Annotated in this window: 15 protein-coding genes; 3 read left to right on the forward strand and 12 right to left on the reverse strand. The window is 68.1% G+C overall.

All coding sequences use genetic code 11. The annotated features are described in order from the left end of the window. A partial coding sequence (locus B2742_RS03805; RefSeq protein WP_292063174.1) for a hypothetical protein occupies positions 1–213 on the forward strand: 213 nt, incomplete at its 5' end. 59 nt (positions 214–272) lie between these two features. On the opposite strand, the gene B2742_RS03810 is transcribed toward B2742_RS03805, so the two are convergent. From B2742_RS03810 to B2742_RS03830, 5 genes are all read right to left on the reverse strand, one after another. Beyond that, on the reverse strand, positions 273–458 hold the full coding sequence (locus B2742_RS03810) for a CsbD family protein (protein WP_292063177.1): 186 nt from the start codon (positions 456–458) through the stop codon (positions 273–275). A gap of 134 nt (positions 459–592) precedes the next feature. Then, positions 593–1,045 (reverse strand): NUDIX domain-containing protein, encoded by a 453-nt coding sequence (locus B2742_RS03815; RefSeq protein WP_292063179.1) that lies wholly within the window; start codon positions 1,043–1,045, stop codon positions 593–595. Positions 1,046–1,047: 2 nt separating this feature from the next. Next, positions 1,048–2,106: a sensor histidine kinase gene (locus B2742_RS03820; protein WP_292063181.1), complete on the reverse strand. Its 1,059-nt coding sequence runs from the start codon at positions 2,104–2,106 to the stop codon at positions 1,048–1,050. Next, positions 2,103–2,528, reverse strand: a complete 426-nt coding sequence (locus B2742_RS03825; RefSeq protein ID WP_292063183.1) for a response regulator — start codon at positions 2,526–2,528, stop codon at positions 2,103–2,105. Before B2742_RS03825 ends, B2742_RS03820 begins: the two co-directional genes overlap by 4 nt. Beyond that, complete coding sequence (locus tag B2742_RS03830) at positions 2,525–4,057, reverse strand: sensor histidine kinase (protein ID WP_292063185.1); 1,533 nt, start codon at positions 4,055–4,057, stop codon at positions 2,525–2,527. Before B2742_RS03830 ends, B2742_RS03825 begins: the two co-directional genes overlap by 4 nt. A gap of 120 nt (positions 4,058–4,177) precedes the next feature. On the opposite strand from B2742_RS03830, the gene B2742_RS03835 reads away from it, so the two are divergent. Beyond that, positions 4,178–4,888, forward strand: coding sequence for a hypothetical protein (locus tag B2742_RS03835; protein ID WP_292063187.1), 711 nt, complete (start codon positions 4,178–4,180; stop codon positions 4,886–4,888). Positions 4,889–4,991: 103 nt separating this feature from the next. Then, entirely contained in the window at positions 4,992–5,345 is a 354-nt protein-coding gene (locus B2742_RS03840; protein ID WP_292063189.1) for a hypothetical protein, read from the forward strand. 39 nt (positions 5,346–5,384) lie between these two features. On the opposite strand, the gene flhA is transcribed toward B2742_RS03840, so the two are convergent. From flhA to fliF, 7 genes are read right to left on the reverse strand one after another with little or no spacing between them, the layout of a single operon-like run. After that, positions 5,385–7,478 (reverse strand): flagellar biosynthesis protein FlhA, encoded by a 2,094-nt coding sequence (gene flhA, locus B2742_RS03845; protein WP_292063236.1) that lies wholly within the window; start codon positions 7,476–7,478, stop codon positions 5,385–5,387. Between the two features lie 20 nt (positions 7,479–7,498). Further along, a complete protein-coding gene (gene bla / locus B2742_RS03850; RefSeq protein ID WP_292063190.1) occupies positions 7,499–8,425 on the reverse strand; it encodes a class A beta-lactamase in 927 nt (308 codons plus the stop codon). A 2-nt stretch (positions 8,426–8,427) separates the two neighbouring features. After that, on the reverse strand, positions 8,428–9,822 hold the full coding sequence (locus B2742_RS03855; RefSeq protein ID WP_292063193.1) for a sigma-54-dependent transcriptional regulator: 1,395 nt from the start codon (positions 9,820–9,822) through the stop codon (positions 8,428–8,430). Positions 9,823–9,863: 41 nt separating this feature from the next. Next, positions 9,864–10,196 (reverse strand): flagellar motor switch protein FliN, encoded by a 333-nt coding sequence (fliN, locus tag B2742_RS03860; protein WP_292063195.1) that lies wholly within the window; start codon positions 10,194–10,196, stop codon positions 9,864–9,866. Further along, positions 10,196–10,864, reverse strand: coding sequence for a flagellar assembly protein FlbE (locus B2742_RS03865; protein ID WP_292063197.1), 669 nt, complete (start codon positions 10,862–10,864; stop codon positions 10,196–10,198). The genes fliN and B2742_RS03865 overlap by 1 nt, the downstream gene beginning before the upstream one ends. 1 nt (position 10,865) lies before the next feature. Further along, on the reverse strand, positions 10,866–11,903 hold the full coding sequence (gene fliG, locus B2742_RS03870; RefSeq protein WP_292063199.1) for a flagellar motor switch protein FliG: 1,038 nt from the start codon (positions 11,901–11,903) through the stop codon (positions 10,866–10,868). Then, positions 11,903–13,531, reverse strand: coding sequence for a flagellar basal-body MS-ring/collar protein FliF (gene fliF / locus B2742_RS03875; protein WP_292063202.1), 1,629 nt, complete (start codon positions 13,529–13,531; stop codon positions 11,903–11,905). Before fliF ends, fliG begins: the two co-directional genes overlap by 1 nt. Positions 13,532–13,594 lie beyond the last annotated feature (63 nt).

Raw genomic sequence — 13,594 nt, forward strand, 5'->3', positions numbered from 1 at the left:
GCGCCGCAGAACTGCCGGACGGTGATGCGGCGGTCCGAGAGCGGATTCGGCGGGTCGCTCTCACGGGTCTGCGGCGACGGCGCCGGGGCCGAGGCTGCGCTGGACCGGCTTGGGGAGTCCCTGCGGCCGGCGGTCGAACCGTGCGATCAGCCTGGCGCGCTGGAGAGCCAGGACGCCTGGATCGCCCGCTGCCAGGCCCTGCCGCCGCGCTGACATGACGACGCCGCGCCCGGGGTGCGGACGCGGCGTCGGATCAAAGCGCGTGGAAAGGCCTAGTTGCGCTTGTCGTCGCGCAGGGTGTCCTTGAGGCCGCCGACGGCGTTCTGGATCTTGCCCTCGACCTGTTCGGCGCGGCCTTCGGCCTTGAGCTTTTCGTCGCCGGTTACCTTGCCGGCGGCTTCCTTGATGTTGCCGCCGAGGTTCTTGGCGGCGCCTTCGACTCGATCATGATCGGGCATGGGGTCATCCTTTGCTTGGGCGCCATCGGGGAGCGGCGCCTCGTACAAGAACAACGGGTTACGACCGCGCGCGTTCCACCCCTGCGTCAAAGGAGCCGCGGATCCGCGACGGCTTCGGCGCGGCGCGGCCCGTTTCAGGCCCGGCGGCGAAGCCAGGCCGCGACGGCCCAGGCGTGGGCATCGTGGCGGAGTTGTGCGAGCGCCTGATGCGGATCGAGCCAGACCAGCTGATGGTCGGCCTCGACTTTGGCGGCGGGGTCCAGCGACAGGTGTTCGACGGTCCAGAAGCCGCCGGTGTTGTTGATCGGTTCGCCGTCGGATTTGCGGAAATACTGGGACGCTTCAGCGATGCGGCTGAGCGGGCGCACGCGCATGCCGGTCTCCTCGAGGAACTCGCGGACCACCGCCTGTTGCTCCGTCTCGTCGCCGTCGACGGCGCCGCCGGGCAGGTCGAAATAGCTGCCTTCGCCGCGGTCCACGCGAACGCAGGCCAGCCGGCTGTCCTGCACCACCAGTCCGAAGGCGGTGGCGCGCAGGCGGTAGTCGAGGCCGGACGCGGCGGTTCCGAACTGAAGGCGGACGGACATGGTCAGAGGTCGAAGGTCAGATGAGCGCGGACGCCCTTGTGGGCCTTGTCGAACTCGACCGCCGAGCGCAGGCCCGAGGCCATGGCGGAGATGATCTTGCCGCCCAGGCCGGTGCCCTTGACGGTGCCGTCGCCCATGCCGGGTCCGTCGTCCTCGACGGTCAGGATGGCGCGGCCGTTGGCGCTCTGGTCGAGGCTGACGCGAATCTGCCCCGGCGCGCCCGGCAGATAGGCGTATTTCACGGCGTTGGTGACCAGTTCCGTGACCACCACGCCGAGCGACACCGCCTGGTCGGTCGAAACCCGCATGGGCGTCGCGTCCAGATGGATGGAGCAACCGTCCTTGTCGGGGCACAGGGACTGCGACAGCTCGTCGATCAAGCCTTCCAGATATTCGTCCATGGCCACCGAGGTCATGTCACCCGAGGTGTAGAGCCGGCGGTGGACGTGGGCCACGGCCTCGATCCGGGCCTGGGATTCCTTCAGCGCGGCGCGGGCGCCCTCGTCGACCAGATGGCGCAGCTGCAGCGACATGAAGCTGGAGACCAGCTGGAGGGAGTTGCCGACCCGGTGATTGACCTCGCGCAGCATGGCCTCGGCGCGGTCGCGGGCGAGGCGGACCAGTTCCTGGGCCTCGTCGTTCTCGCGCTGGAGGCGACGGCGGGATACGGCCTCTTCGAGCGCATTGCGCAGCAGGGTGGTGAAGTCCTCGGACACGTCCTTGATGACATAGTCGGCCGCGCCGGCGCGCAGGGCGGCGACGGCGATGCGGCCTTCCTGGGCGCCGGTGACATAGACCACGGGCGGCGGGTTCGGCAGGGCGATGATCTCGGGCAGAACCTCGAGGCCTTCGCGGCCCGGCATGTAGTGGTCGAGCGCCACGACGTCGAAATCGCCCGGCTGGGCGACGAGCGTGCCGAGGCCGGCGTCGCCGTCGGGCGCGCAGGTGACGGCATAGCCGTGCCGCCCCAGCTCCTTCTCGACCAGCCGCGACAGGCCGCGGTCATCGTCGATATAGAGCAGACGGATGACGTCGCCTTCGGGCCTCGGGGAGACGGTCACTCGATGTCCGGGGCCTGCATGACGGAAAGGAACAGCCCCAGCTGGCGGATGGCGCCCGCGAAGCTTTCGTAGTCGACCGGCTTGGTGATGTAGACGTTGCAGCCCAGGTCGTAGCAGCGCTGGATTTCCTGCTTGTCGTCGGTCGTGGTCAGGATCACCACGGGGGCCCGTTTGAGGCGATCGTCGGCCTTAACCCGGACGAGGATGTCGGTGCCGGACATGTCGGGCAGGTTGAGGTCCAGCAGGATCAGCATGGGGCCGTTCAGCCGCACCTCCTCGCTGAACAGATAGTCCATGGCCGAACTGCCGTCGGCGAAATGCGCGATCTCGTTGGAGATGTTGGCGCGGCGGATGTTCTTTTCGATCAGCTTGGCGTGGCCGAGGTCATCCTCGACCATCACGATCTTGACGGCGTTGCTCATGAATAGTCTCCGGCGTCCGGGAGGATGAGGCGTGTGGGGAATTTCAGGATAAATGTCGAGCCCTTACCAAGCTCTGACTCCACGGTGATATCGCCCCCCAGACGGCGAACGCTGTTGCGCACAAAGGCGAGGCCGAGACCCTCTCCCGGCCGGTCCTGCCGGCCCGCGCGACGGAAGAGCTCGAAAATCCGTTCATGGTCGCGGTCGGAAATCCCGCGGCCGTTGTCGGCGATGCGATAGACGATCCAGCCGCCCGGAATTTCCTCACCGGTAACCACGATCCGGCCGGGCCGCGACGGGTCGAGGTATTTGACGGCGTTGTCGATCAGGTTGCCGAACACCTGTTCGATCGACAGGCGGTCGCTCTCGAGCCGCGGAAGGGGCTCGACCACGATTTCCGCGCCCGCAGCCTGGGTCTGGTGGCGCACACTGTCGGCGATGTTCTGGACCATGACGCTCATGTCGAGCCGTTCGGGCACGAGATTGCGGCGGCCCTCGCGCGACAGTTTGAGGATGGCGTTGATCAGCCGGTCCATCTTTTCGGTCGAGGCGCGGATGAAGCCGATGGCCTCGGGCATGTCGTCGCGGACCGCGGTCAGGGCGTCCTGCTCGATCAGTTTGGGAGCCTTGGTCTCGACCGCCGTCATCTGTTTGTCGATGATCAGGCCGGCCTGCTCAAGCTCGGCGGTATAGCCCATGACATTGACCAGGGGCGCACGCAGATCGTGGCTGACGATATAGGCGAAGCGCTGGATTTCCTCATTGGCCCGGGTGAGTTCGAAGGTGCGGACCCGCACCTGGTTCTCCAGACCAGCGTTGAGGCGATCAAGGGCGTCTCGCGCACCCTGAACCTCAATGACATAGCGGCGGATCAGCCAGGCGCTGGCGCCGGCGAGAACCAGGATCAGGGCGCCGCCCAGGGCGTTGGCGATGACCGTGATATTCCCGGCCCATTCGGACTGGCGGGTGCGAAACTGCAGGCGGGTGGCCTGGATTTCGTTGATGGCGGCGATCTCGCTCCGCATGGCGTCCATCAGGGTCTTGCCCTGGCCGAGCCGCACCACCGAGACGGCCTCGCCGACCCGACCGGTGCGGGCCAGGGCGATACTGCGCTGCATCACGGCCAGACGCTGGGCTGACAATTCGTCGAGGTGCTCGACCCGCGACTCCAGGTCGGGGTCCCCGAGGGTCAGGCCGCGCAGATCCTCGAACAGCTGCGGCAGCTCGTCGGTCGCCTCGGTGTGGATGGCAAGGTATTCGGGCCGCGCCGTCAGCAGGAAGCCGCGCTGTCCGGTTTCGGCGTCGACCAGCCGGGTCAGCACTTCGCGCGAGACCAGCCGGACCTGGTGGACCTTCTCGACGGTGTCGTTGAACTCCGCCGTGCGCCGGATCAGAACGAAGACCGCCAGGTTGATGGCCAGCAGCAGCACAATCGCCAGAGCCAGCAGTCCGGCCACGCGTCTTCCCAGCGTCGGCGTGCGCACGAATTGGCTGAAGGCCTGCAGCGTGGGTCGGAACGCCGGAATCATCGGAGAGGAGCAATAGCGGGGCGTTTCACCGTGTCCAGTCGCGTCACGGGAGAAAACCTCGCGGTTCCTGAGTTTTAGGGTAAAGATGAGGCCCCGACAGTCGTTGGGGGGGAGTATGTCATGGTGTGGTGGTGGTGGATCGTTCCGGCGGTCGTCGGCCTGATCGGACTGGTTCTTCTGATACGGGGCCTGGGCGCCCTGTTCCGCGGCCGGGTGTTCAGCGGCTTCCTGGTCGGCGCGGGTGGCGCGGGCTTCATGGCGGCGGCGATGATCGTGGCCCTGCTGGCGCTGGACGTCCAGACCTATGGCCGGCTGACCTATGAGCGACCCGTGGCGACGATCCAGACCCGGCAGCTGGGACCGCAGTATTTCGAAGCGACGGTGATGCAGCCGGGGCAGGGCGAGAACGCGCCTGGCCTGAGCAACCTCTATCCGCTGCACGGCGACGAATGGCGCGTCGAGGCGCAGGTGCTGAAGTGGAAGCCCTGGGCCAATGTGCTGGGCCTCGACACGCAGTACCGGCTGGACCGGCTGTCGGGCCGCTACCAGTCGGTCGAGCAGGAGATCAATGCGACGCGCAGCGTGCATCCGCTGGCCGGCGGCGACGCGGGTCCCGACTGGCTGCCGTGGCGCATCAGCGCCTGGGACACGGCCCGGAAATACCGGAAATACGTCGACGCCGTCGACACCCTGTACGGCGGCGGCGCCTATATGCCGATGGCCGACGGCGCGAAATACGAGGTCTGGATCACCCAGTCCGGCCTGGTGGCGCGACCGGTCAATGATGCGGCGCGGGCGGCTTCGGCGGGGGGCTGGACGGAGGTCGACTGAAGGTCAGGGACGGCGCGGTAGGGGCGGAGGGCGTTCTTTCAACGCGCGAGTATCCGTGTTACCCATGCGTGTAGCTCTTTGAGCGGTCAGTCTGGAGATCACGATGAAAGCCCTGCTCCTCGGCGCCAGCCTCCTCCTCGCCTTTCCGGCCGCTGCGGCGGCCCAGTCCGCCAGCTCCGGTCCGTCCCTGCCTTCGCCGCCGCCCAACATCCGGGTCGCGGGCATGATAAACAGCGTCGCGTTCGAGCCGACGGCCGCGCAGACGGCACGCCTCCGGCGGGACGGCGGCGGGACCTCTTCGCAACGCCGCGAGCGGGCCGAGCGCCTCGTCGCGCTGGTCAACAGCGGCCAGTGCCAGGCCGCTCATGACATCGCGGTCCGCGAGGGCGACCGCATTATGGCGGAACGGATCGGCGACGTCTGCCGGCCGTCGTCTGACCCCACGCCGGCCGCCTGAGTCGAACTGAAACTGAAAGGCGCCGGTGCAAGCCGGCGTCTAGACGGTCCCTATCGTCCGCAGCCTTGCGCGCGGGTGGACCTCGTTCTGGCTCATCACCACCGTCTGGCCGCGGAAGCGTTCGATGATCGAGCGGACGTAGGGCCGAATCTGCGGCCCCGTCAGCAGGACGGCGGTCTCGCCGGCCATGGCGGCGCGCTCGAACACGTCGCGGACGGCGCGGATGAAATCCTGCAGGCGTGACGGGGCCATGGCCAGCTGACGGTCCTCGCCCTGACCGACGAGGGCGTCGGCGAAGGCGGCCTCCCATTCCGGCGACAGGGTGACGATCGGCAGAGCGCCGTCATCGCCCTTGTGCTGCCAGCACAGCTGGCGGGCGAGGCGGCCGCGCACGTGCTCGACCAGGGTGGTGACGCTGGAGGTGTGCGGCGCGGCCTCGGCCAGACCCTCGAGGATGGCGGCGAGATCGCGGATCGAGACCTTCTCGCGCAGCAGGGTCTGGAGCACCCTTTGCAGGGTGGTGACGGTGACGACGGACGGGATCAGTTCGTCGACCAGCTTCTTCTCTTCCGTCCCCAGTTCCTTCAGCAGCTTCTGCACCTCGGCGTAGGAGAGCAGATCGGCCATGTTCTCCTTGAGGATCTCGGTCAGGTGGGTGGTCAGCACCGTCGACGGGTCGACGATGGTGTAGCCGCGGAAGGTCGCCTCCTCGCGCAGGCTTTCGTCGATCCAGGTGGCGGGCAGGCCGAAGGCCGGTTCCTTGGTGTGTTCGCCGGGCAGTTCGACCTGACGGCCCGCCGGATCCATGGCCATCAGTGAGCCGAGACGGACCTCGCCCTGCCCGGCTTCCATCTCCTTGATGCGGATGGCGTAGCCCTGGGTGCCGAGGCGCATGTTGTCGAGGATGCGGACCGACGGCATGACGAAGCCGTACTCCTGGGCCAGGGACCGGCGCAGGGCGCGGACCTGGTCGGTCAGGCGGCGGCCCTCAAGATCGTTGATCAGGGACAGCAGGGAGTAGCCCAGCTCGATCTTGACCTCGTCGATGGTCAGGGCGGTGCCGATGGGCTCCTCGACATCCTCCTTCGGCCCGGTGGCGGTCGCGGCCATCTCGGCCTCGGTCGGTTTGGGCTTGAGCCGCTGACGGCCGAGCCGCCAGGCCATGAAGCCGGTTCCGACCGCCAGGGCCGCGAAGGGCAGCAGCGGCATGCCGGGGATCAGGCCGATCAGGCCCGCGGCGGCGGAGACGACGCCGAGGCTGACGGGGTTGGTCGCCAGCTGGGCGACCAGGGCCTTGTCGGCGGTGCCCTCGACGCCCGCCTTGGAGACGAGGAAGCCGGCGGCGATGGAGATGATGATGGCGGGGACCTGGGTCACCAGGCCGTCGCCGATGGTCAGGGCGACGTAGGAATTGGACGCGTCGCCGATGCTCATGCCGTGCTGGAGCGTGCCGATCAGGATGCCGCCGATGGCGTTGATGAAGACGATGATCAGGCCGGCCACCGCGTCGCCGCGCACGAATTTCGAGGCGCCGTCCATGGCCCCGAAGAAGGTCGATTCCTGCTCCAGTTCCTTGCGGCGGCGCTTGGCGGTTTCCTCGTCGATCAGGCCGGACGACAGGTCGGCGTCGATGGCCATCTGCTTGCCCGGCATGGAGTCCAGGGTGAAGCGGGCGGACACTTCCGCGATGCGGGTCGAGCCCTTGGTGATGACGACAAAGTTCACCACCAGGATGATGGCGAAGATGATGATGCCGATGATGAAGCTGCCGCCCATCATCAGGGCGCCGAAGGCCTCGATGACCTGACCGGCGCCGCCCGTGCCCTCGTGACCGTGGCTGAGCACCAGCCGGGTGGAGGCAAGGTTCAGACCCAGCCGGAACAGGGTGGTGACCAGAAGCACCGTCGGAAAGATGGCGAAGTCCAGCGGCTTCTTCATCATCACCGCGGTCATCAGGATCAGGACGCTGGAGACGAGCGACAGCGCCAGCAGCACATCCATCAGGAAGGCCGGGATCGGCAGGATCAGCAGCAGGATGACGCCGATGACGCCGATGGCCATGGCCACTTCGCCGCGCACGACCCAGCCCATCATGTCGCGGCCGGTCGGACGGGCCATGCCGTCCTTCATCATGGTCGAGGCCGGGACGTCGGTCATGCGCGGCCGAGGGCTGCGAGGGCGATGCGGGTGGCTTCGGCGATGACGGCGTCGTTCTGGTCGGGGCTCGAGGTCCGCGTGGCGTGGTAGTAGACCGCAATGACGATCGGCCTACCCGTCGGCGGATAGAGGACCCCGATATCGTTGGTTGGGCCGTAGCCGCCGGTGCCCGTCTTGTGCGCCACGGTCCAGTCCGCCGGGACGCCGGCCTTGATGCGGTTCGCACCGGTCGGGGTCTCGGTCATCCAGCGGAGCAGCAGGGCCTTCGAAGCAGGCGCGAGCGGGGTCTGATCGGACGTCAGGAGGCGGAGCAGGTTCCCCATGGATTGGCCGGGGGTGATCGTGTCCTTGTCGCCATCCAACCGGTTCATCTCGGGCTCAAGCCTGTCGACGCGCGTGGTCCTGTCGCCGATGCCCGCGTAGAAGGCGCGCAGGGCTTCGAGGCCGCCCAGTTCGCGGATCAGGATGTTGGCGGCCGGATTGTCGCTGAGGGCGACCGTTGCCTCCATCAGTTGCTCGACGGTCAGGGTCGAGCCGACGGCCGGTCCCGTGGTGGGCGCATGGTTGATCATGTCGGCCTGGGTGACCGGGATGGCCCGGTCCAGTTGTTCGTCGGCCGCCTGCACCCGCAGGAGGGTGGCCGCGGCCAGGAACATCTTGAACGTAGAACAGTAGACGAAGCGCTCGTCGCGACGCCAGGCGAGGTTGCGAAGTCGCTCCAGGTCCATAACGGCGAAGCCGAGGCGGCCACCGTGACGCGCCTCCAGCGCCGAGAGGTCGATGGTCTCGTTGGGCATGATGACCGCGGGCCGCGCCGGTTGGACGCGTGGCGCGGTTTCAGGACCGGTCTGCTGCGAACAGCCCATGACGCCCAGCGTGCCGAGGCCGGTCAGGACGCTTCTGCGGTCCGTTCCCTTGCTCATGATCAGGCGGCCGCGTAGCCGGCGGCGGCGACGCCGCTCTGGGGCGCGATGATCTGCGTGCCCTCGTCGGCGTATTCGTTCAGCTTGTTGCGCAGGGTGCGGATCGAGATGCCGAGGATGTTGGCCGCATGGGTGCGGTTGCCGAGGCAGTGCGACAGGGTGTCGAGGATCAGCGTCTTCTCCATCTGAGCCACCGTCTGGCCGACGTGGGCGCGGGTGACGGCGTCGGCGGTCTGGGCGGCGCGGGCGGCGGGGCTGTCATAGCCCGCCGCGCCGTGCGAGCCGGCGCTGAGCGGCTGGCCGTCGGGCAGGCGGATGGCCTCGACATCGATCTCGGGCCCGACCGCCAGCAGCACGGCGCGGTGCATGGCGTTTTCAAGCTCGCGGACGTTGCCGTTCCAGCGGTGCGAGACCAGGGCGCGGCGGGCCTCGACCGAGATCGGACGCGCCGGCAGGCCGTTGGCGGCGGCGTATTTCTTGACGAAATGATCGGCCAGAACGGAGATGTCGCCGGGCCGCTCGCGCAGGGCGGGCAGGCGCAGGTTCACGACATTGAGGCGGTACAGCAGGTCCTCGCGGAAGGTTCCCTCGGCCACCGACTTGGCGAGGTCGCGGTTCGAGGTGGCGATGATGCGGATGTTGACCGGCACCGGCTTGGTGCCGCCGACGCGGTCGATGACCCGCTCCTGGATGGCGCGCAGCAGCTTGGCCTGCAGGCGGACGTCCATCTCGGAGATTTCGTCGAGCAGCAGGGTGCCGCCGTCGGCCTCCTCGAACTTGCCGATGCGGCGGGCCATGGCGCCGGTGAACGAGCCCTTCTCGTGGCCGAACAGTTCGGATTCCAGCAGATTGTCGGGAATGGCGGCGCAGTTGACGCTGATGAAGGGCCGCTCGGCGCGCTTGGAGCCGGCGTGGAGGTAACGGGCCATCACCTCCTTGCCGACGCCGCTTTCGCCGGTGATCAGGATCGAGGCTTCCGACCGGGCGACCTGGTCGGCCAGCATGATCACCGCCTTCATCGACGGATCGGCCGAGATCAGCGGGCGGTCGTCGTCGGCCACGGCGGACAGGACCGCGGCGATCAGATCGGCTTCCGGCGGCAGGGGGATGAACTCCTTGGCCCCGGCGCGGATGGCGTTGGCCGCGTCGGTGGCGTCGGCGTCGACGCCGCAGGCCACCACCGGCACATGGATCCGCTCGGCCTCGTTGGCCGCGATCAGGGCGGCGATATCGATGCGGTAATCGACCATCAGCAGGTCGGCCCCCTGCCCGCGACGGAGCTGTTCCGTCGCCTGATCGCCGCGCTCGACGTGGCTGACCTTGGCGCCGTGCGCCATGGCCATCTTCACCGCCGTCGCCAGCTGTCCGCTGAGCCTGCCAACCACCAGAAGCCGCATGGGTCTTCTCCTCTAATCTCTACGCACGATCCGGCCGCCGATCAGGCGCCGGAATCCTCGGTCTTGATGATTTCCGTCATGGTCACGCCCAGCCGGTCCTCGACGACGACGACCTCACCGCGGGCGACCAGACGGTTGTTGACGAATATGTCGATGGCCTCGCCGACCTTGCGGTCCAGCTCCAGCACGCTGCCGCGGTTCAGCTTGAGCAGCTGGGCCACGGACATGTGGGCCTTGCCCAGCACGGCCGAGATGTTGACCGGGACGTCGAAGACCGGGGTGAGGTCGTGGGCCGTCTTGTCGGTCGCCTCGTCATTGACGGTGATCGCGACGGAGTCCGGGAACTCCTCCAGGGCCATGGTGTCGGACGCCATTACGGCCTCCCTTCCATTGTAGATTCGGGGGTGAGGGTTTCAGCGTGCCCGGCCTCGGCGGCGAGGGCGGAGTTCAGGGCCTCGCGCATGCGGGCGAAGGCTTCATCGGCATCGAAGGCGGCGCGACCGTCGGCCCATTCCAGCTGGAAGGCCGCCGCGGCCATGCCCGGCTCGGTGCGGAAAGCGACGATGCCCGAGAAGCCGGCGTCGGCGCACAGTTGCTCGATGCGGGCGTGGGTCGACTCGGTCAGGTCGCCGGTGCGGATGACGAGGCGCGGCGAGGCGTCGATCTCCTGACCCAGGGCTTCGAGCGCGGCCTGCAGCGGGGCTTCGGGATGGCGGTCCAGGGCCGAGGCGGCGACGACGCGGGCGGCGGTCAGGGCCAGTTCGGCGGCCTGCCGGCGGTGGGTCCGGGCGACCTGGGCCAGGGCGGGGGCGGCGGACGCCAGGGCCTCGCCGATGGCCGACAGGGCCATGGCCTGGAGGCTGTCGATCTCGGCCAGGGCCTGATTGCGGGCGTCCAGCCGGGCCTCGGCGACCAGGGCGTCGACCTCGGCCGGGCCATAGGCGCGCTTGATCGGGCGGAAGGCGGCGGCGGCGTTGACGACCACGCCGGCGGCGTCGAACTCGGTGTCGAAGGCGAAGGGGGTGCTGAGCGGCTGGGTCATGTCAGTAGATCAACTCGTCGTCGCCGCTCTGGCCGACCAGCATGATCTCGCCCTTGGCGGCGAGATCCTTGGCGACCTGGACCATGGCCATCTGGGCCTGGTCGACGTCCTTGAGACGGACCGGACCCATGGATTCCATGTCCTCGCGCATGATCTTGGCGGCGCGTTCGGACATGTTGGAGAAGAACAGTTCGCGCAGGGATTCCGAGGAGCCCTTGAGGGCGAGGCCGAGGGAGTCCTTCTCGACCGCGCGCAGCAGGGTCTGGATGCCGCCGGGGTCCAGCTTGGCCAGGTCCTCGAACACGAACATCAGGGCCCGGATGCGCTCGGCCGCCTCGCGGTTGCGCTCTTCCAGGGCGCCGATGAAGCGGGCCTCGGTCTGACGGTCGAAGCTGTTGAAGATGTCGGCCATCATCTCGTGGCTGTCGCGCTTGGAGGTGCGGGCCAGGTTCGACATGAATTCGGTGCGCAGGGTCTGTTCGATCTTGTCGAGGATTTCGCGCTGCACCGGCTCCATGCGCAGCATGCGCTGGACGCATTCGAGGGCGAAATCCTCGGGCAGGCTGGTCAGGACGCGGGCGGCGTGGTCCGGCTTCACCTTGGACAGGACCACGGCGACCGTCTGGGGGTATTCGTTCTTCAGATAGTTGGCGAGGACGGCCTCGTTCACATTGCCGAGCTTGTCCCACATGGTGCGGCCGGCGGGACCGCGGATCTCCTCCATCAGGCCTTCGACGCGGTCGCTGGGCATGAAGGAGGCCAGCAGGCGCTGGGTCTGTTCGAAACTGCCCATGACCGCGCCCGAGCCGCTCATGCCCGAGACGAATTCGACCAGCAGCTCCTCGACCACGCTGGCGCTGACCGTGCCCAGGGAGGCCATGGCCTGGGAGATTTCCTTGATCTCGTCCTCGTCCAGCCCCTGCCACAGACGGGTGTGGTCCTCGCCCAGCGACAGCAGGATGACGGCAGCCTTCTCGGGGCCGGTCAGTTTCCTGGCGTCCTCAACGGCCGGCTTCTTGGTGACGAGGCGCGCCGCCATCAGCCTTCGTGCACCCAGCTGCGCAGAATGGAGGTCGACTCGTCAGGATGTTTCTCGACGAAATCGGCGACCTTCTTGACCGAAGACGCCTTCACCTGACCCTCGATGCGGGCGATGTCGAGCCGCTGGTCCATCTCGGAGGGACCGGCGATCTGGGGCATGACTCCGCCCGCCCCGCCCATGATCGTGGTCTGCAGCGAGGTCACCGGCGCCCCGCCCGCGCCGGCGAGCTGCAGCTGGCCGCCGCCCGAAGCCGATTTCAGCAGCGGGCGAAGGACAAAGAAGATCAGCAGCAGGCCGGTGATCAGGAGCACCAGCAGCTCGACGCCGCGCATGATGTCGTTCTTGGTGAAGTTGAACAGCGACGAACCGGCCTCCTCGCCCCCGACCGCGGCGATGTCGCGGTTGAAGCGGACGTTCAGGACCTCGATCCTGTCGCCCCGCTCGGCGTCGATGCCGACGGCGGCGGCGACCAGGGCCTTGATCTGTTCGATCTCCTGCGGCGTGCGCGCGGCATAGGTGGGCGCGCCCCCGTTGGCCGCGGGGGTCCATTTGCCGTCGACGGCGACCGAGACGGCCAGCCGCTTGATCTCGCCGGCCTCCTTCACCGTGGTCGTGGTCGTGTTGGAGATTTCGTAGTTGGTGGTTTCGGTGTTGGCGGTGTCGCGCGAACCCGTGGCACCGGTCGCGGGCGCCTCGCCGCCGGGAATGTTGTTGGTCGCGGTGACCCCGCCATCCGACGTCGGCGCCGTGTCGCTGGACTCGGTTCCGTTGGTCGAGGTCGAGCGCACCACCTGGCCGTCCGGATCGTAACGCTGCTCCTGGGTGGTGGAGCGGCTGTGATCGATGTCGGCGGTGACCTGGACGCGCGCGCCGCCGACGCCGACGACGCCCTCGACGATGTCCATGATCCGCGCCTGCAGCTGGGCCTCGGTGGAATCGCGCGCCTCCTGGGCCGAAGCGGCGCTGAAGCCCGCACTGTCCGATCCGGCCGCCAGGGTGCGGTTGGAGGTGTCGGTCAGGGTGACCTTCTCTGGCTTCAGATTGGGCACCGAGGAGGCGATGACGTTGCGGATGGCCTGGACCTGGGCGCCCGACAGCTGGCCGCCGGTGACCCCGACCACCACCGAGGCGGTGGGTTCGGCGCCGTCCGACTGGAACAGTTCGCGGCGCGGCAGGGCGATCATGACGCGGGCGGAGTTGATGCCGCGCATGGTCAGGATGGTGCGGGCCAGCTCGCCCTCGAGGGCGCGCTTTTCATTGAGGTTCTGCTGGAACTCGGTCTGGCCCAGCACCGACTGGTTGTCGAAGATTTCGTAGCCGACCGAACCGGATGTCACGAGCCCCTTGCCGGCGACCAGCATGCGCGCCTCGCCGACCTCGTCGCGGCTGACGAAGATGGTCGAGCCATCGCCCTTGGATGAGTATTTGATGCCCGCGCTGTCCAGCGCCGTCGTGACCTCGGAGGCTTCGCGCAGATCGAGGTTGGAGTACAGCAGGGCGTCGGGGGCCTGGCCGATGCGCAGCATGACGGCGACCAGCACGGCCGCGACGCCGGCGGCGACGCCCAGCACCACGGTCAGCCGACCGATCCCGAATCTCTGCAACGCCGCCGTGAAGCCGCCCACGCGTCCCGCCCCGAATACTCACGGGTACCGACTGAGGCCCGCTAGGCAGAAACTGCCGCCTGC

The organism is Brevundimonas sp. UBA7664 (assembly GCF_002483305.1).
Classification (GTDB): Bacteria; Pseudomonadota; Alphaproteobacteria; order Caulobacterales; family Caulobacteraceae; genus Brevundimonas.